The following is a 16,955-nucleotide window of genomic DNA, read 5'->3' on the forward strand; positions in this document are numbered from 1 at the left end:
GTCAGTCCAGGTACTGGACGCTGACGATTTCGTACTCGCGCTGGCCGGCCGGTGCGTCGATGGTGACCGCATCGCCTTCCAGCTTGCCGATCAAGGCACGCGCCAGCGGCGAGGAGATCGCGATCAGGCCCAGCTTGATGTCCGCTTCCAGGTCACCCACGATCTGGTAGCGCTTCTCTTCATCGCTTTCCACGTCCGACAGCTCGACGGTGGCGCCGAACACCACCTTGCTGCCGGCGTTGAGCTTGGTGATGTCGATGATCTCGGCATGCGAAAGCTCGCCTTCCAGCTGCTTGATGCGGCCTTCGATGAAACCCTGCTCTTCGCGCGCGGCGTGGTACTCGGCGTTCTCCTTGAGATCGCCGTGCTCGCGTGCCTCGGCGATCGCCGCGATGACCTTCGGGCGCTTGACCGACTTCAGGTGGTCAAGCTCTTCGCGCAGACGCTGCGCGCCCTTCAGGGTGATCGGTGCTCTCATGCGTTCAACTCCTTGTGCAGTTCCTGCAGCGACCAGACCGGGCCGGTCCCGCGGAATTCCAGTGATTGCACCAGCGCCATGGCGCCGGCGATGGTGGTCGAATAGGTCACGCGATGCTGCAGGGCTTCGCGACGGATCGAGAACGAGTCGTTGATCGCCGCGCGACCTTCGGTCGTGTTGACGATGTAGACGATCTCGCCGTTCTTGATCGAATCGACGATGTGCGGACGGCCTTCGACAACCTTGTTGACGATCTCGCAGTCCATGCCGTGCTCCTGCAGCCACGCGCCGGTGCCACGGGTGGCAACCAGGGTGTAGCCACGCTCGATCAGGGCCTTGGCCACCGGCAGCACGCGCTTCTTGTCCGGATCACGCACCGAGACGAAGGCCTTGCCCAGCGGCGGCGCCTTGATGCCGCCGGCTTCCTGCGCACGCGCGAAGGCGGCGCTGAAGCTGCGGCCCACGCCCATCACCTCACCGGTGGAGCGCATCTCCGGCCCGAGGATCGGATCGACGCCCTGGAACTTGGCGAACGGGAAGATCGCTTCCTTGACCGAGTAGTAGCCCGGCACGATTTCCTTGGTCGCGCCCTGCTCGGCCAGGGTCTTGCCGGCCATGCAGCGCGCACCGATCTTGGCCAGCGGCATGCCGGTGGCCTTGGAGACGAACGGCACGGTGCGCGAGGCACGCGGGTTCACTTCCAGCAGGTAGACGATGTCTTCGCCGTTCTCGCCCGCCTGGATCGCGAACTGGGTGTTCATCAGGCCGACCACGTTCAGGGCCTTGGCCAGCTCGACGACCTGGCGACGCAGCTCGGCCTGGGTTTCGGCGGACAGCGAGTACGGCGGCAGCGAGCAGGACGAATCGCCCGAATGCACGCCGGCTTCTTCGATGTGCTCCATGACGCCGCCGATCAGCACGTTGCCGTCCTTGTCGGCAATGATGTCCACGTCCACTTCCACGGCGTTGTCGAGGAAGCGGTCCAGCAGCACCGGCGAATCGTTGGAGACCTTCACCGCGTCGCGGACGTAGCGGGCCAGATCGGATTCACCGTAGACGATCTCCATCGCACGGCCGCCCAGCACGTAGCTCGGGCGCACCACCAGCGGGTAGCCGATCTCGCGGGCCAGCAGCAGGGCTTCCTGGTCGTTGCGGGCGATGCGGTTCGGCGGCTGCTTCAGGCCGAGCTTGTCGACCAGCTGCTGGAAACGCTCACGGTCTTCGGCCAGATCGATGGAGTCCGGCGAGGTGCCGATCACCGGCACGCCATTGGCTTCCAGCGCGCGCGCCAGCTTCAGCGGGGTCTGCCCGCCGTACTGCACGATCACGCCCTTCGGCTGTTCCAGCTCGACGATCTCCAGCACGTCTTCCAGCGTCAGCGGCTCGAAGTACAGGCGGTCGGAGGTGTCGTAATCGGTGGAGACGGTTTCCGGGTTGCAGTTGACCATGATGGTTTCGAAGCCATCCTCGCGCAGCGCCAGTGCCGCGTGCACGCAGCAGTAGTCGAACTCGATGCCCTGGCCGATGCGGTTCGGACCGCCGCCCAGGATCATGATCTTGTCGCGGTTGCTCGGCGCCGCTTCGCACTCGTCCTCGTAGGTCGAGTACAGGTACGCGGTGCTGGTGGCGAACTCGGCGGCACAGGAATCCACGCGCTTGTATACCGGGCGCACCTTGTGGGCACGACGCAGCGCACGCACGGCCGCTTCGTTGGTGCCGGTCAGCTCGGCCAGGCGAGCATCGGAGAAACCGGCGCGCTTGAGCTTGCGCAGGCGCGCGGCGTCCAGCGCATCGATGCCATCGGCGGCCACCCCGGCCTCGGCCTGGATGATCTCTTCGATCTGGTCCAGGAACCACGGGTCGATGTGCGACAGCGCGAACACGTCTTCCACGCTGAAACCGGCGCGGAACGCATCACCGACGAAGAACAGGCGCTCCGGGCCCGGGGCCTTGAGCTCGCGCTTGATCGTGGTGATGTCGTCTTCGTTGGACAGGTCCAGGCCGGTCGGGTCCAGGCCGATCTTGCCGGTTTCCAGGCCACGCAGCGCCTTCTGCAGCGACTCCTGGAAGGTGCGGCCCATCGCCATCACCTCGCCCACCGACTTCATCTGGGTGGTCAGGCGCGCATCGGCCGCCGGGAACTTCTCGAAGGCGAAGCGCGGGATCTTGGTGACGACATAATCGATGGACGGCTCGAACGAGGCCGGGGTCAGGCCGCCGGTGATTTCGTTCTTCAATTCATCCAGGGTGTAACCCACGGCCAGCTTGGCCGCGACCTTGGCGATCGGGAAGCCGGTGGCCTTGGAGGCCAGCGCCGAGGAACGCGACACGCGCGGGTTCATTTCGATCACGACCACGCGGCCGGTGGTCGGGCTGATACCGAACTGCACGTTCGAACCGCCGGTATCCACGCCGATCTTGCGCAGCACGGCGATGGAGGCATCGCGCAGGCGCTGGTATTCCTTGTCGGTCAGGGTCTGGGCCGGGGCCACGGTGATCGAGTCACCGGTGTGCACGCCCATCGGGTCCAGGTTCTCGATCGAGCAGACGATGATGCAGTTGTCGGCGGTGTCGCGCACCACCTCCATCTCGAATTCCTTCCAGCCCAGCACCGACTCTTCCACCAGCACTTCGGTGGTCGGCGACAGCTCCAGGCCGCGGGTCACGATATCGACCAGCTCTTCGCGGTTGTAGGCGATGCCGCCACCGCTGCCGCCCAGGGTGAAGCTGGGGCGGATGATGGTCGGGTAGCCGACGCGGGTCTGGATATCGATCGCTTCTTCCAGCGTGTGCGCGACCGCGGCCGACGGGCACTCCAGGCCGATCTCCCCCATGGCCACGCGGAACAGCTCGCGGTCTTCGGCCATGCGGATGGCATCGCGCTTGGCACCGATCAGCTCGACGTTGTACTTCTCCAGCACGCCGTTGTCGGCCAGGTCCAGCGCGCAGTTCAGCGCGGTCTGGCCACCCATGGTCGGCAGCAACGCATCGGGCTTTTCCTTGGCGATGATCTTCTCGACCGTCTGCCAGTTGATCGGCTCGATGTAGACGGCGTCGGCCATCTCCGGGTCGGTCATGATCGTGGCCGGATTGCTGTTGACCAGCACCACGCGGTAACCCTCGTCGCGCAGCGCCTTGCAGGCCTGCGCGCCGGAGTAGTCGAACTCACAGGCCTGGCCGATGACGATCGGGCCGGCACCGATGATGAGGATGGTTTTAAGGTCAGTGCGCTTGGGCATTGTCTTCTCTAAGTCTGGACAGCGAGGCAGATGGGGGTGATCGCACGCTGTCGATCAGGAAATATCGTCGGGGTTCAGCACGATCCGGCACTGGTCCTGCAGCGGCTTGGCCAACTGCGCGCCCAGATTGTCCGGCATCGCCGGCCCGCTCTCGAACGACGCCACCAGCCGGCGATAGGCCGGGCTGCCGATGAAGGCGGCAAGCTGTGCGCGGTCCGGCCCGGCCAGGCCGGCAGCGGCCTTGGCCTCGGTGTTCTCGGGCGTGGAATTGGCGAAGCCGCCCGCCAGCGCCTTGCCCGCCGGCGTGGCCAGGAAGCGCGCCCACTCGGCGATCACGGCGTCGCCATCGCTGCCCAGACCCGTGATGATGGAACCACGGAACTGCGCATCCAGCAGATCGCGCACGGGTACCTGCGCGCACTGCTGATCAGCCTCCGGCAGCGCCTTCAGCGCCGGCGTGGTGTCGATCACCAGGCTGGACAGGGTGGCGCCCAGCGTGCCGAGGCCCAGCGTCTTCACCACCGCCGCCACGTCGGCATCGGCGGCGGGCGCAGCCTGCGCCACACCCGTGACACACCACAGCAACGGCAGCAGCGCGAGGCTGCGCATCAAGCTTTCGCCTCGGCCATCAGTGCCACGAAGCGGTCGAACAGCGGACCGACATCGTGCGGGCCCGGCGAGGCTTCCGGATGGCCCTGGAACGAGAACGCCGGCACGTCGGTGCGCGCGATGCCCTGGTTGGTGCCGTCGAACAGCGAGCGGTGGGTCACGCGCAGGGTCGCCGGCAGCGAGGCTTCATCGACCGCGAAACCGTGGTTCTGCGAGGTGATCATGACGCGACCACTGTCCAGATCCTGGACCGGGTGGTTGGCGCCGTGATGGCCGTGACCCATCTTGACCGTCTTCGCGCCGGAGGCCAGCGCCAGCAGCTGGTGGCCCAGGCAGATACCGAAGGTCGGCACCTTCTTTTCCAGGAAGGTCTTGATCGCGCCGATCGCGTAATCGCACGGTTCCGGATCGCCCGGGCCGTTGGACAGGAACACGCCGTCCGGATGCATCGCCAGCACTTCGGCGGCCGGGGTCTGCGCCGGCACCACGGTGAGCTCGCAGCCGCGCTCGGCCAGCATGCGCAGGATGTTCAGCTTGGCGCCGAAGTCATAGGCGACCACCTTGAAGCGCGGCGCCGCGTTGACGAAGGCGTTGCTGTCCAGATCCAGCTGGCCCTCGGTCCAGGTGTAGCTCTTGTCGGTGCTGACCACCTTGGCCAGGTCCATGCCCTTCAGGCCCGGGAACTTGCGCGCCGCTTCCAGCGCCGTGTCCACGTTCAGCCCCTCGCCGGCCATCAGCGCACCGTTCTGGGCGCCGCGCTCGCGCAGGATGCGGGTCAGCTTGCGGGTATCGATGCCGGAGATGGCGACCACGCCGCGCTGGAGCAGCCAATCCTGCAGCGACACCTGGCTGCGCCAATTGCTCGGGCGGCGCGGGACATCGCGCACGATCAGGCCGGCCGACCATACCTTGGCCGCTTCATCGTCCTGGTCGGTCATGCCGGTGTTGCCGATATGCGGGTAGGTCAGCGTGACCATCTGCCGGGCGTAGGAAGGATCGGTCAACACTTCCTGATAGCCGGTCATGGCGGTGTTGAACACCACCTCACCGACGGACAGGCCGGGCGCGCCTACGGATTCGCCCTCGAATACGGTGCCGTCTTCGAGGACGAGGATTGCGGCTTGGGTCACGGAAATCTCACTTTGGCTACCGAGGGGTCGCCGAAGTCACGCCTGCGCTTCACGAAAAAGCGGCTGCAAAAAAGCGCGGACTGCGGTTCTGGACCGGTCCGGCTGTCGTGATTCGGCGAGCGGGAATTGTAAAGGGAAGCCGGGTGCGACGCCAGTATCCGCGTGCAATTGCCCTGTTCAGGCCGACAAAGGGCGCAGCGCCGGTTCAGGCGCGCGCCCCGCTGGCCCCCCCGGGCCCCATTCAGACGGCAGGCGGCGGCGTGGCCCCATCCACCAGGTCGCGCACGCGGTAGCTGCCCGGCGCACGGCCCGGCAGCTGGCGGGCGGCAAACAGCGCCCCTCGGGCGAAAATGTCGCGGTTGGTCGCCCGGTGGGTCAGCTCGATGCGCTCGCCCAGCCCGGTGAACTGGACCAGGTGCTCACCGACGATGTCGCCGGCGCGCAGGCTGGCGTAGTGCGGCTCGGCCCCGCCCTTCTCCGCCGCTGCGCCCAGGGTCAGGGCAGTGCCCGAGGGCGCGTCCTTCTTCTGGGTGTGGTGGGATTCGACGATGTCGCAGTCCCAGCCCTTCAGGGCGGCGGCCGCACGCTCGACCAGCTCGTCCAGCACCGCCACGCCCAGGCTGAAGTTGGAGGCCCAGACCAGCGGAATCCGGCCTGCCGCCTGGATCAGCGCCTGGCGCTGCGCCTCGCTGATGCCCGTGGTACCGGAGACGAAGCCGGCACCGCGCTCCACGCACAGCGCCAGCACCGGATCGAACCCCTCGGGCAGGCTGAAATCGATGGCGACGTCGAACTGGGGCGCACCGGCCAGCTCACTGCTGGCGAAATGCGGCACGCCCTCGACCACGCGCTGGGCCGGCGAGCGGCGGGTGACCGCTGCCACGACCTGCAGGGCGGGAGTGTCGGCGGCAAGGCGGAGCAGTGCCTGGCCCATGCGGCCGGACGCACCGTGGACGAGCAAACGTAGGGGAGTGGTAGTCATGCCCGCAGGCTAGCGGGTGGCAACGACGATGTACAAGAGGAAAACCACCCGCGGCTTGCTACGCTGGCCGACCGGTCCCTCTGGCAGCCTCTCCATGCAGCGTTCGCAGCGCCTTCCCGTCACCCGCAGCGCACCCGACCTCGGCCATCACCTGGCGGTGCATGGCGGTCGGATGCGGGATTGATCCATGCGCATCTCCGACATCGCCCGACGCAGCGGCGCGAGCCAGAAGGCCATCCGCCTGTATGAAGCACGGGGCCTGCTGGCGCCGATCCCGCGGGTGAATCGCTACCGCGACTACAGCGAACAGGATCTCCACCTGGTCCAGCTGATCCGCCAGGCGCTGACGCTGGGGTTCCGCCTTGCCGACGTGGCCTGCCTGCGTCGTGCCGATGGCGGCATCGATTGGCCCCGCGTGCAGACACTGCTGGTCACGCGCCAACTGGCGGTGCGCGCAGACATGGAGCGCCTCCACCAGCTTGACCAGGCACTCAGCGTTCTACGCGATGAGGTGGCCGAACTCGTCGTCCACGGGGATACCGGCGCACTGGAAAGCTGCATGGCTGCTGGCGACTGCCGGGCCGCTTGACTCTGCCCCATGGGGCAGACCGCAGGCTTGCGCTCCCCTCCTGCGAGTTCGCCCATGTCCCGCTCCATCGTCATCCTGCTTGGCCACCCCGACCGTGACAGCCTGTGCGGCGCAATGGCCGAGCGCTACCGGGACGCCGCGCAGGCGGCCGGGCACTGCGTCCACCTGTTCGCCCTGGGCGAGGCCGATTTCGATCCTGTCCTGCGCCATGGCTACCGGCAGATCCAGCCGCTGGAGCCGGACCTGCAGGAGATCATGGCCGCCATTGCCCAGTGCAACCACCTGGTGCTGGTCTACCCGACCTGGTGGGGCGGCATGCCGGCACTGTTGAAGGGCTTCTTTGACCGTGCCTTCCTGCCTGGCGTCGCGTTCCGCTATCGCAAGGATTCGGTGTGGTGGGACCGGCTGCTCAGTGGGCGCAGCGCGCGGGTGATCACTACCCTCGACACCCCGCCCTGGTACTACCGTTGGGTGTACCGCATGCCGGGCTATCAGCAGATCCGCCGCACGATCCTGGAATTCTGCGGGATCAAGCCGGTCAGGATCAGCGGATTTGGCCCGGTGCGCAGCACCACGCTGGCGCAGCGTGAGGCCTGGTTGCGGCAGGTGGAGCGACTGGGCAACCAGGGCCGCTGACTGTGTTCCTGCAGGGAATCCACGCAAGGCGTGGATCCCGCCCCTCAGTGCTGCTTCGGCGGCGTCGGCCCACAACTGTCGCAGCCGCCACACGCACCACCGCCACCCGTGGCCGGTGGCGCGATCCTGCGGCCCAGCGCCTGCAGCCAGGCGGCACGCTGCGGCTTGACGAGCCCCAGCGCGATCGCCCCGCGCGCCCGGCGCACGGTGCCCGGGAACTGCTTCTTCATCACCACCCACGCGCTGACCAGCACGGCCAGCGCGATCACGGCGTACTGCAGCAGCAGGCCGGTCTCCATCAGCCGCCGCCCAGGGCCACGGTCACCTGGTAGGTGATCAGCGAGGCGATGTAGGCGGCCGCGAACAGGTAGAACGTGGCAAAGCCCATCTGCTTCCACGAGTTGGTCTCGCGCTTGATCGTGGCCAGCGTGGAGATGCACATCGGGGCGTAGATGTACCAGACCAGCAGCGACAGCGCGGTGGCCAGCGACCAGCCATCGCTGATCAGAGGCGTCAGTGCCTGGCTGGCTGCATCGTCATCAGCGGCCGACAGTGCGTACACCGTGGCCAGAGAAGCCACCGCCACTTCGCGCGCGGCCAGGCCCGGGATCAGTGCGATGCAGATCTGCCAGTTGAAGCCCAGCGGCGCGAAGAACACCGCCATCGCGTGACCGATCTGGCCGGCGAAGCTGTAGTCGATCGCCGGCATCGTGGCGTTCTCCGGCGCCCCCGGGAACGACAGCAGGACCCACAGCAGGATGGTCAGCGCCAGGATGATGCCGCCCACGCGCTTGAGGAAGATCATGCCGCGCTCGTACAGCCCGACCGCCAGATCGCGCGGGTGCGGGATGCGGTAGGACGGCAGTTCCAGCATCAGCGGATGCTCGCTCTTGTCGCGGCGCCACTTCTTCATCGTCCACGACATCAGCAGCGCGCTGACGATGCCGGCCGCATACAGCCCGAACAGGACCAGGCCCTGCTGGTTGAACACGCCCCAGATCTGCTTCTGCGGGATGAAGGCACCGATCAGCAGCGCATACACCGGCAGGCGCGCCGAACAGGTCATCAGCGGAGCGACCAGGATCGTGGCGAGCCGGTCGCGCGGGTCCTGGATGCTGCGGGTGGACATGATGCCCGGCACCGCGCAGGCGAAGCTGGACAGCAGCGGGATGAACGAGCGCCCGGACAGGCCGGCCGCGGCCATCATGCGGTCCAGCAGGAAGGCCGCGCGCGGCAGATAGCCCGACTCCTCCAGCGCCAGGATGAAGGCGAACAGGATCAGGATCTGCGGCAGGAACACGATCACGCCACCCACGCCGGCGATGATGCCGTCGGTGAGCAGGCTGTTGAGCGGGCCTTCCGGCAGCGCGCCCCCGATCCACCCACCCAGCGCGGCGGTGCCGGCCTCGATGAGGTCCATGACCGGGGTGGCCCAGGCGTAGACGGCCTGGAAGATCAGGAACATCACCACCGCCAGGGTCAGCAGCCCGAACACCGGGTGCAGCAGCCAGCGGTCCAGCGCGTCGTCGATCTTCGCCGTACGCGTCGGCATGCTCACCGAGGCGGAGAGGATGTCGCGCACCTGGGCGTGGTAATCGGTGTCGGCCGCGGGCACTGCCACCGGCGCCTGCAGGTGCGGCACCATCGCATCCAGGCGCTCGACCAGCCTGGCCGCGCCATTGCGACGCACCGCCACGGTCTCCACCACGGGCACGCCCAGCGCCTGTTCCAGCGCCTGCACGTCGATCTTGATGCCGCGGCGCTCGGCCGCATCCACCATGTTCAGCGCCACGATCATCGGCTTGCCCAGCTCACGCAGCTCCAGCGCGAAGCGCAGATGCAGGCGCAGGTTGGTCGCATCGATCACGCACAGCAGCACGTCCGGGGCAGCCTCGCCGGGGTAGAAGCCCCGGCACAGATCACGGGTGATCGCCTCGTCCAGGCTGGCCGGCTGCAGGCTGTAGGCGCCGGGCAGATCGAGCACGGCGAACTCACGGCCTGACGGTGCGCGCAGGCGGCCTTCCTTGCGCTCGACGGTCACGCCGGTGTAATTGGCCACTTTCTGGCGGCTGCCGGTCAGCTGGTTGAACAGCGCCGTCTTGCCACTGTTGGGGTTGCCGACCAGGGCGATGCGCAGGGCGTTGGTCGCGGCGCTCATGCGTGGGCCTCCCGCGCCTGCAGGGCGGTGACCACGATGCGGGCGGCCTCACTGCGGCGCAGCGCGAAGCGCGTGAACCCGACCTGCACCAGCAGCGGCTCGGCGCCGACCGGACCACGGGCGACCAGACGCACCTCTTCCCCTTTGACGAAGCCAAGCTCCTTCAGTCGGCGGGCGATCGCATCGTTTGCGTGTAGTTCCTGCACGGACTCCACCACGGCGGAGCTGTACAGCGCCAGATCGGACAACGTCACGGAGCGCCTTCTCGATGATAGGAATGGTTATCAATTCTACCATCGACGCGCCGCGGCATTGCCCGTGACCCATGGCCCGCTATGATCTGTACATGTAACGGAGCAAGCCGACCCATGAGTGATGCACTACGGATTGAACGCAGCGCCTCGGTGCTGACCCTGTGGCTGAACCGCCCGGCCCTGCACAACGCCTTCGACGCCTCGTTGATCGCCCAGCTGACGGCCGCCCTGGAGGCCGCCGGCCGCGACGACCACGTCCGCGCGGTGGTGCTGGCCGGTGAAGGCGCCTCGTTCTCGGCGGGCGCGGACATGCAGTGGATGCGTGGCATGGCCGCCGCCAGCGAGGAAGACAACCGCCAGGACTCGCTGGCCCTGGCCCGCCTGATGCGGACCCTGGACGAGCTGCCGAAGCCGACCATTGCCCGCGTCCAGGGCGCCGCCTTCGGTGGCGGGGTCGGCCTGGTCGCCTGCTGCGACATTGCCATCGCCAGCACCAGCGCCCGCTTCGGGCTGACCGAAAGCCGCCTGGGCCTGCTGCCCGCGGTGATTTCGCCCTATGTCATCGATGCGATCGGGCCCCGCCAGGCGCGTCGCTGGTTCGCCACCGGCGAGCATTTCGATGCCGAGACCGCCCTGCGCATCGGCCTGGTCCACCAGCTGATCGAGCCGGAACGGATCGACGAGGCCGTCCAGCGCCAGCTTGGCCTGCTCGACAAGGCCGGCCCGGTGGCCTCGTCCTCGGCCAAGGACCTGGTCCGCCGGGTCGCGCTGGGCCGCGACCGCGATGCCACCGACCGCGACAACGCGGCCCTGATCGCCCGCCTGCGGGTCTCGGCCGAAGGCCAGGAGGGCCTTGGGGCCTTCCTCGACAAACGCGCCCCGCATTGGGTCACCCAGGACTGAGGAAAGCGTCATGCTCGACCACGTTGGCATCCGCTGCGCCGATTTCGCGCGCAGCCTGGCGTTCTTCCAGCAGGCCCTGGCCCCGCTGGGCATCTCGGTGGTGATGCAGGTGTCGGCCGCCCAGACCGGCGATCACGACCATGCCGGCTTCGGCCGCACGGGCAAGCCGGACTTCTGGATCGGCAACGCGCCCGGTGCCCACGGGGGCGTGCACGTGGCCTTCAGCGCCGGCCGCCGCGCCGACGTGGACGCCTTCCACCGCGCCGCACTGGCGGCCGGCGGCACCGACAATGGCGCCCCCGGCATCCGCGAGCACTACCACCCCGATTACTACGGGGCGTTCGTGCTCGACCCGGACGGCAACAACATCGAAGCGGTCTGCCACCACCCCGGCTGACCGCCCCACGCCGGCGGGATGGCCGCTTTGCCGCCCATCCCGCGTATCCCCTTTTCGTGGCCTGCCGGGGACCGTGGGCCGCCTTTCGTCTGACAGGAATCTCCGTGACCTCTACCCCGCCCCGCCCCCTGCTGGTCGTCCGTCGCTCCGTTCGCGGAGGACTGGCCCATGGATGATTTCGTCCGCATCGTCGAGGTCGGCCCGCGCGACGGGCTGCAGAATGAAGCCCAGCCGGTCGCCACCGCCGACAAGATCGAGCTGATCCACCAGCTCTCGCTTACCGGGCTGCGCACCATCGAGGCCACCAGCTTCGTCAGCCCGCGCTGGGTGCCGCAGTTGGCCGACGCCGCCGAGGTCTACACCGGGATCGACCACCGTCCCGGCATCGACTACCCGGTGTTGGTGCCCAACGAACAGGGCTACGACCGGGCCCGCGCGGTGGGCGTCCAGGAAGTGGCGGTGTTCACCGCCGCCTCGGAGACGTTCAACCGGACCAATACCAACGCCGGCATCGAAGAGTCGCTGGCGCGCTTCGCGCCGATCCTGGAGCGGGCCAAGGCGGACGGGGTCAAGGTGCGTGGCTACGTGTCCACCGTGCTCGGTTGCCCGTACCAGGGCGAGGTCGCGGTGAGCGAGGTGGTGCGCGTCGCCCGTGCGCTGCACGACATGGGCTGTTACGAAATCTCGCTCGGCGACACGATCGGCGTCGGCACGCCGCGCAAGGCACGCGCGATGCTCAAGGCCGTCGCCAGCGAGCTGCCGATGGCCGCGCTGGCCGTGCATTTCCACGACACCTATGGCCAGGCGCTGGCCAACATCGATGCCTGCCTGGAAGAAGGCGTGCGCGTGGTCGACTCGGCCGTCTCCGGTGCGGGCGGCTGCCCGTATGCCAAGGGCGCCAGCGGCAACGTCGCCAGCGAGGATGTGGTCTACATGCTGCACGGCATCGGCATGCGCACCGGCATCGATCTGCCGGCGCTGGCCGCCACGGGGCGCTGGCTGGCCGCGCGCCTCGGGCGCGAGACCGGCAGCAAGGCTGGCAAGGCGCTGGCGGCGACATGAAAAGCGGCGGCCGGCGCAAGGACGCTGCGGTCGGTGATCACCTCACCGCCCACGTCCACGCGCTGGCCGCCCTGGAACATGCACTGGCCCGCTCGCCCGGTGAGCTGCGCGGCCTGCTGGAGAATGTCCAGCAGGCTCTGCAGGAAGCCATGGACGAGCGCCAGCTGGCCCTGCGTCGCTATGCCGCGCTGTTCGATGCGGTCCCGGACCCGGTCAGCATCCTCAGCGAAAGCGGCGTGGTGCTGGACCTCAACAAGGCCGGCGTGCGCGCCTACGGCCGCCCCCGCGAGGAGATCGTCGGGCAGCCGATCGAGCTGTTGAACCCCGACCTGCCCGGCGACCATCTGGACCCGGTCTGGGAGGCCCTGCACCGGGGCGAAACCTATGTCATCGAAGTCACCAACATGCGCGGCGACGGCAGCCGGTTTCCCGTCGAGGTGCATTCGGCCGGCTTCGAACACCAGGGCGAGCACTGCATCGTGGCGGTGGCCCGGGATCTGAGCAGCCGCTGGCAGGCCGAATCGCGCTACCGGCTGCTGATGGAGTCGATCGACAAGGGCGTGATCCTGTTCGACCGCCAGCTGCGCGTCGTGTCCGCCAACCCCGCCGCGCACCGCATCCTCGGCACGGCCGGCAATGGCGGCAGCCTGCAGGCGATGCTGGCACCGGAAGACTGGATCAGCGTGGACGAGCACGGGCATCCGCTCACCCGCGAGCAGTGGCCGGCCAGTGTTTCGCTGCAGAGCGGCCGCATCGTGCGCAGCACCATCGTCGGCCTGTACCACCGCCCGCGCGGACGGATGATCTGGATCTCCACCACCAACGTGCCGGTGTACGGTAACGGACGCGATGCACCGGACCATGTGTTCGCGCTGTTCAGTGACATCACCGAACTCAAACGGAACAACACCCTGTTCGACCGCGCGCAGTCACTGGCGCACATCGGCGGCTGGGAGTGGGACCGTGGCCTGCAGCGCCTGTACCTGACCGACGAGGCGACCCGCATCCTCGGCCAGGCGCTGCCGATGCGCGACATGGCCGAACTGCTTGAATGCCTGCGCCTGGATGACCGTTCGCAGCTGCAGCAGGCCCTGCTGGACGTGATCGACAAACAGGTCTCCTTCGAGCTGGAACTGCAGGGCCAGCGCAGCGACGGTCACTCGTTCTGGGTGCGCATGATCGGCGAGGCCGAGGCCGGGGATGTGGATGCCGCGCGCATCGCCGGCACCGTGCAGGACATCACCGCGCGCAAGCAGGCCGAGGAGACACTGCGCATCCAGGCGCGTACCGATCCCCTCACCGGGATCATGAACCGCGACGCGGTGCTCAATGACCTGGCCACGCGCATGGCCAACCCGACGCACTGCCGGGTCGCCGTGCTCTACATCGATCTGGACCGCTTCAAGATCGTCAACGATCTGCTCGGCCACAACGCCGGCGATGAACTGCTGATCGATGCCACCCGCCGCATCGCCACCGCGATCGGTACCGAAGGATTGCTGGCGCGGTTCGGCGGCGACGAGTTCCTGGTGGTCTGCGATACCCGCGACCAGGCCGACCAGCCCGAGCAGCTGGCCGAGGCCATCACCCGCGCCTTCAGCACGCCGTTCCGTTTCGGCGCCGACGAGTTTCCGGTGACCACCAGCATCGGCATCGCGCGCGCGCCGCAGGACGGACTGCGCCCGCAGCAGCTCATCCAGAACGCCGACATCGCCATGTACGACTGCAAGCGGCGCAGCCGCAACGGTTGGCAGGTATTCTCGCCCGAGCTGGCCCAGCGCCAGCACGATCGCCTGCAGATCGAGAGCCGCCTGCACCGCGCGCTGGACGACGATGAGTTCCATCTGGTGTACCAGCCGCAGGTCAACCTGCACAGCGGCCAGCTGATCGCCGCCGAGGCACTGATCCGCTGGCGCAACACCCAGCTGGGCGAGCTGCGCCCGGATATCTTCATCGGCCATGCCGAGAACACCGGCGACATCGTCCGGATCGGCCTGTGGGTGCTGCGCGAGGCCTGCCGGCAGGTACGCCGCTGGCAGGACGACGGGCTCGGCATCGTACGGGTGGCGGTCAACGTGTCCTACCGGCAGTTCGTCGGCGAAGATCTGGCCCGGCACGTGCGCGCGGTGCTGGATGAGTTCCACCTGCCCGGCAGCGCGCTGGAGCTGGAATTCACCGAACGGGTCTTGATCGAGGACGCGCCGGACACCCTGCGCACCTTCGCGCAGCTGCGTGAGATGGGCGTGCTGCTCACCATCGACGACTTCGGCGAAGGCTACAGCGCGCTGAACTACCTGCGCCGGCTGCCGATCCACGGACTCAAACTGAGCCAGTTGTTCGTGGAGGGGGTCCCAGGCAACCGCTCGGATGTCGCCGTCTGCGAAGCCGTGTGCGGGATCGCCCGCAGCCTCGGGCTGGGACTGGTGGCCGAGGGCATCGAATCGGAGGCCCAGCGCCAGTTCCTGCAGACACTGGGGGTCTCGGTCGGCCAGGGCTTCCTGTTCGCGCCGGGACTGGCACCGGATGAGTTCGCCCGGCGGCTGGCGTTGCGCGCGAGGGTCGCCGTGGGCAGTGCACAACAGTGATCGCGACCGCTTCCGTTAGAATCGGCGGTTCTTGAACCAGCGGGATCGTGCAATGCAGCTGTCTTCTGTCCGCGCCGTCATCACCGGCGGTGTCTCCGGCCTCGGCTTGTCCGTGGCCCAGCACCTGGTCGCCCACGGCGCCAAGGTGGCCCTGTTCGATCTCAATGACGAGAAGGGTGCCGCCGCCGTGGCCGAACTGGGCCAGGCCAATGCGCGCTACTACAGCACCAACGTCAGCGATGAAGCCGCCGTGGCCGCGCAGATCGAGGCCGCCGGCGACTTCCTGGGCGGGCTGAACGTGGCGGTCAACTGCGCCGGCATCCTCGGCGCCGGCCGCGTGCTCGGCAAGGAAGCGCCGATGCCGCTGGCCAACTTCCAGGGCACGGTGATGGTCAACCTGGTCGGCAGCTTCAACGTCGCCAAAGCCGCCGCCAACCGCATGCAGCACAACACCCCGGGCGAGGACGGCGAGCGCGGCGTGATCATCCACACCGCCAGCGTGGCTGCCTATGAGGGCCAGATCGGCCAGGCCGCCTATGCCGCCTCCAAGGGCGGCGTGGTCAGCATGACCCTGCCGATGGCCCGCGAGCTGTCGCGCTTCGGCATCCGCGTGATGACCATCGCCCCGGGCATCTTCTGGACCCCGATGGTCGACGGCATGCCGCCGGCCGTGCAGGAATCGCTGGCCGCCTCCATCCCGTTCCCGCCGCGCCTGGGCAAGCCGGACGATTTCGCCGGCCTGGTCGCCTACATCCTGGGCAACACCTATCTCAACGGCGAGACCATCCGCCTTGACGGCGCCGTGCGTCTGGCGCCGAAGTAAGCGAGCACGCAACCCGCTGGGTGCCCGGTTCCGGCACCCGCCACCTCCACGAACCGACCTTCATTCCCATGAAAGCCAGCGACATCAAGAAAGGCAACGTCGTCGAATTCAACAACGGCGTCTACCAGATCCGCGACATCGAACGCAGCTCCCCGCAGGGCCGCGGCGGCAATGTCCGCTTCCGTTTCATCATGTACAGCGTGCCCGGCGGCAACAAGCTCGATTCCAGCTTCGATGCCGACGACAACCTGCCGGAAGTCGAACTGCTGCGCCGCCAGGCGACCTACTCGTACATGGATGGCGACGCCTTCGTCTTCCTGGACGACGAGGACTACACCCCGTACATGGTCGACGCGGACGTGCTCGGCGATGACGCCGGCTACATCACCGATGGCCTGACCGGCATCTACGTGCAGGTGATCGACGAGACCCCGGTGGGCGTACAGCTGCCGACCAGCGTGGTGCTGGAAGTGGTCGAGACCCCGCCGGAGCTCAAGGGCGGCACCGCCACCAAGCGCCCGAAGCCGGCCAAGCTCAGCACCGGCATCGAGATCATGGTGCCGGAGTACATCGCCAACGGCGAGCGCGTGCTGGTCAACACCACCACCGGTGAATTCGCCGGCCGTGCCGACTAAGCGGTCCGCACCGACCGTCCTGCTCCTGCTGCTCGCGGCGTGCTCGCCGCGGGCAGTGGAGAGCGAGACGCTGGACCCCGACACCACGGCCGCCGCGGCAGCGGTCGATACCACCGGCAATGCACGCTGCGACGTGCCTGCCGAGCTGTTCGTGGCCGAAGACATCCGCATGTACTGCGCGATGCCGGGCGACGTGCAGGCGTTCCTGGGCCGCGAAAGCGCGTGCCAGCACTTCGCCGGCGAAGAAGCCTACGACGAGGACCGCGCCCGCGAACTGGCGTATGCGATCCACGAGTACTGCGACGACCGCGCCAGGCTGTTCAACCAGCTTCTGCAGCGCCATGCGGACAATTGCCTGGTGCACACCGAACTGATGCTGCTCGGCACCCGCAACGAACTGGTCCTGGATACCCGCAGCCGCGCGCTGCCCAATCCCTGCCCGCGCGGCATGTGACGCCTCACCGGACGCGCACGC

17 protein-coding genes are annotated in these 16,955 nt (G+C 68.0%); 9 read left to right on the forward strand and 8 right to left on the reverse strand.

Translation table 11 applies throughout. From position 1 onward, the window contains the following. Position 1: 1 nt before the first annotated feature. The 5 genes from greA to dapB all read right to left on the reverse strand — a co-directional run bounded on the left by greA (position 2) and on the right by dapB (position 6,438). The gene (gene greA, locus ABE424_RS06295; protein ID WP_026069738.1) at positions 2–466 is read right to left on the reverse strand and encodes a transcription elongation factor GreA; all 465 of its coding nucleotides are present in this window, start codon (positions 464–466) and stop codon (positions 2–4) included. A gap of 8 nt (positions 467–474) precedes the next feature. Continuing rightward, positions 475–3,717, reverse strand: coding sequence for a carbamoyl-phosphate synthase large subunit (carB, locus tag ABE424_RS06300; RefSeq protein WP_346492131.1), 3,243 nt, complete (start codon positions 3,715–3,717; stop codon positions 475–477). A 54-nt stretch (positions 3,718–3,771) separates the two neighbouring features. After that, positions 3,772–4,326 carry a hypothetical protein gene (locus ABE424_RS06305; RefSeq protein ID WP_346492130.1) on the reverse strand — a complete coding sequence of 185 codons (555 nt, stop codon included), beginning with the start codon at positions 4,324–4,326 and terminating at the stop codon, positions 3,772–3,774. Then, complete coding sequence (gene carA / locus ABE424_RS06310) at positions 4,326–5,456, reverse strand: glutamine-hydrolyzing carbamoyl-phosphate synthase small subunit (protein ID WP_176989086.1); 1,131 nt, start codon at positions 5,454–5,456, stop codon at positions 4,326–4,328. The genes ABE424_RS06305 and carA overlap by 1 nt, the downstream gene beginning before the upstream one ends. A 241-nt stretch (positions 5,457–5,697) precedes the next feature. Beyond that, positions 5,698–6,438, reverse strand: a complete 741-nt coding sequence (dapB, locus tag ABE424_RS06315; protein WP_346492129.1) for a 4-hydroxy-tetrahydrodipicolinate reductase — start codon at positions 6,436–6,438, stop codon at positions 5,698–5,700. A 187-nt stretch (positions 6,439–6,625) separates the two neighbouring features. Between dapB and ABE424_RS06320 the strand changes: the two genes are divergently transcribed. After that, a complete protein-coding gene (locus tag ABE424_RS06320) occupies positions 6,626–7,027 on the forward strand; it encodes a MerR family transcriptional regulator (RefSeq protein ID WP_346492128.1) in 402 nt (133 codons plus the stop codon). Positions 7,028–7,081: 54 nt separating this feature from the next. Then, positions 7,082–7,663, forward strand: a complete 582-nt coding sequence (locus ABE424_RS06325) for an NAD(P)H-dependent oxidoreductase (RefSeq protein WP_346492127.1) — start codon at positions 7,082–7,084, stop codon at positions 7,661–7,663. A gap of 44 nt (positions 7,664–7,707) precedes the next feature. Here ABE424_RS06325 and ABE424_RS06330 read toward each other — a convergent pair whose 3' ends face one another. From ABE424_RS06330 to ABE424_RS06340, 3 genes are read right to left on the reverse strand one after another with little or no spacing between them, the layout of a single operon-like run. Continuing rightward, positions 7,708–7,962, reverse strand: a complete 255-nt coding sequence (locus tag ABE424_RS06330; protein WP_176989092.1) for a DUF6587 family protein — start codon at positions 7,960–7,962, stop codon at positions 7,708–7,710. Next, positions 7,962–9,821, reverse strand: a complete 1,860-nt coding sequence (locus tag ABE424_RS06335) for a ferrous iron transporter B (protein ID WP_346492126.1) — start codon at positions 9,819–9,821, stop codon at positions 7,962–7,964. The genes ABE424_RS06330 and ABE424_RS06335 overlap by 1 nt, the downstream gene beginning before the upstream one ends. Next, positions 9,818–10,075, reverse strand: coding sequence for a FeoA family protein (locus ABE424_RS06340; RefSeq protein ID WP_346479423.1), 258 nt, complete (start codon positions 10,073–10,075; stop codon positions 9,818–9,820). The genes ABE424_RS06335 and ABE424_RS06340 overlap by 4 nt, the downstream gene beginning before the upstream one ends. A gap of 114 nt (positions 10,076–10,189) precedes the next feature. Between ABE424_RS06340 and ABE424_RS06345 the strand changes: the two genes are divergently transcribed. The 7 genes from ABE424_RS06345 to ABE424_RS06375 all read left to right on the forward strand — a co-directional run bounded on the left by ABE424_RS06345 (position 10,190) and on the right by ABE424_RS06375 (position 16,934). Next, positions 10,190–10,978 (forward strand): enoyl-CoA hydratase-related protein, encoded by a 789-nt coding sequence (locus ABE424_RS06345; protein WP_319208088.1) that lies wholly within the window; start codon positions 10,190–10,192, stop codon positions 10,976–10,978. A 10-nt stretch (positions 10,979–10,988) separates the two neighbouring features. Beyond that, a complete protein-coding gene (locus ABE424_RS06350) occupies positions 10,989–11,375 on the forward strand; it encodes a VOC family protein (RefSeq protein ID WP_319208086.1) in 387 nt (128 codons plus the stop codon). A gap of 168 nt (positions 11,376–11,543) precedes the next feature. After that, the gene (locus tag ABE424_RS06355) at positions 11,544–12,437 is read left to right on the forward strand and encodes a hydroxymethylglutaryl-CoA lyase (protein ID WP_346492125.1); all 894 of its coding nucleotides are present in this window, start codon (positions 11,544–11,546) and stop codon (positions 12,435–12,437) included. Continuing rightward, positions 12,434–15,022: an EAL domain-containing protein gene (locus ABE424_RS06360; protein ID WP_346479426.1), complete on the forward strand. Its 2,589-nt coding sequence runs from the start codon at positions 12,434–12,436 to the stop codon at positions 15,020–15,022. The genes ABE424_RS06355 and ABE424_RS06360 overlap by 4 nt, the downstream gene beginning before the upstream one ends. Before the next feature lie 52 nt (positions 15,023–15,074). Continuing rightward, a complete protein-coding gene (locus ABE424_RS06365) occupies positions 15,075–15,845 on the forward strand; it encodes an SDR family NAD(P)-dependent oxidoreductase (RefSeq protein WP_346492124.1) in 771 nt (256 codons plus the stop codon). Between the two features lie 68 nt (positions 15,846–15,913). Then, entirely contained in the window at positions 15,914–16,480 is a 567-nt protein-coding gene (gene yeiP, locus ABE424_RS06370) for an elongation factor P-like protein YeiP (protein ID WP_121036675.1), read from the forward strand. Then, positions 16,470–16,934, forward strand: coding sequence for a hypothetical protein (locus ABE424_RS06375; protein ID WP_346492123.1), 465 nt, complete (start codon positions 16,470–16,472; stop codon positions 16,932–16,934). The genes yeiP and ABE424_RS06375 overlap by 11 nt, the downstream gene beginning before the upstream one ends. The last annotated feature ends 21 nt before the right edge of the window (positions 16,935–16,955 follow it).

Source organism: Stenotrophomonas sp. TWI1149, from assembly GCF_039673155.1.
Taxonomy (GTDB): Bacteria; Pseudomonadota; Gammaproteobacteria; order Xanthomonadales; family Xanthomonadaceae; genus Stenotrophomonas; species Stenotrophomonas maltophilia_AA.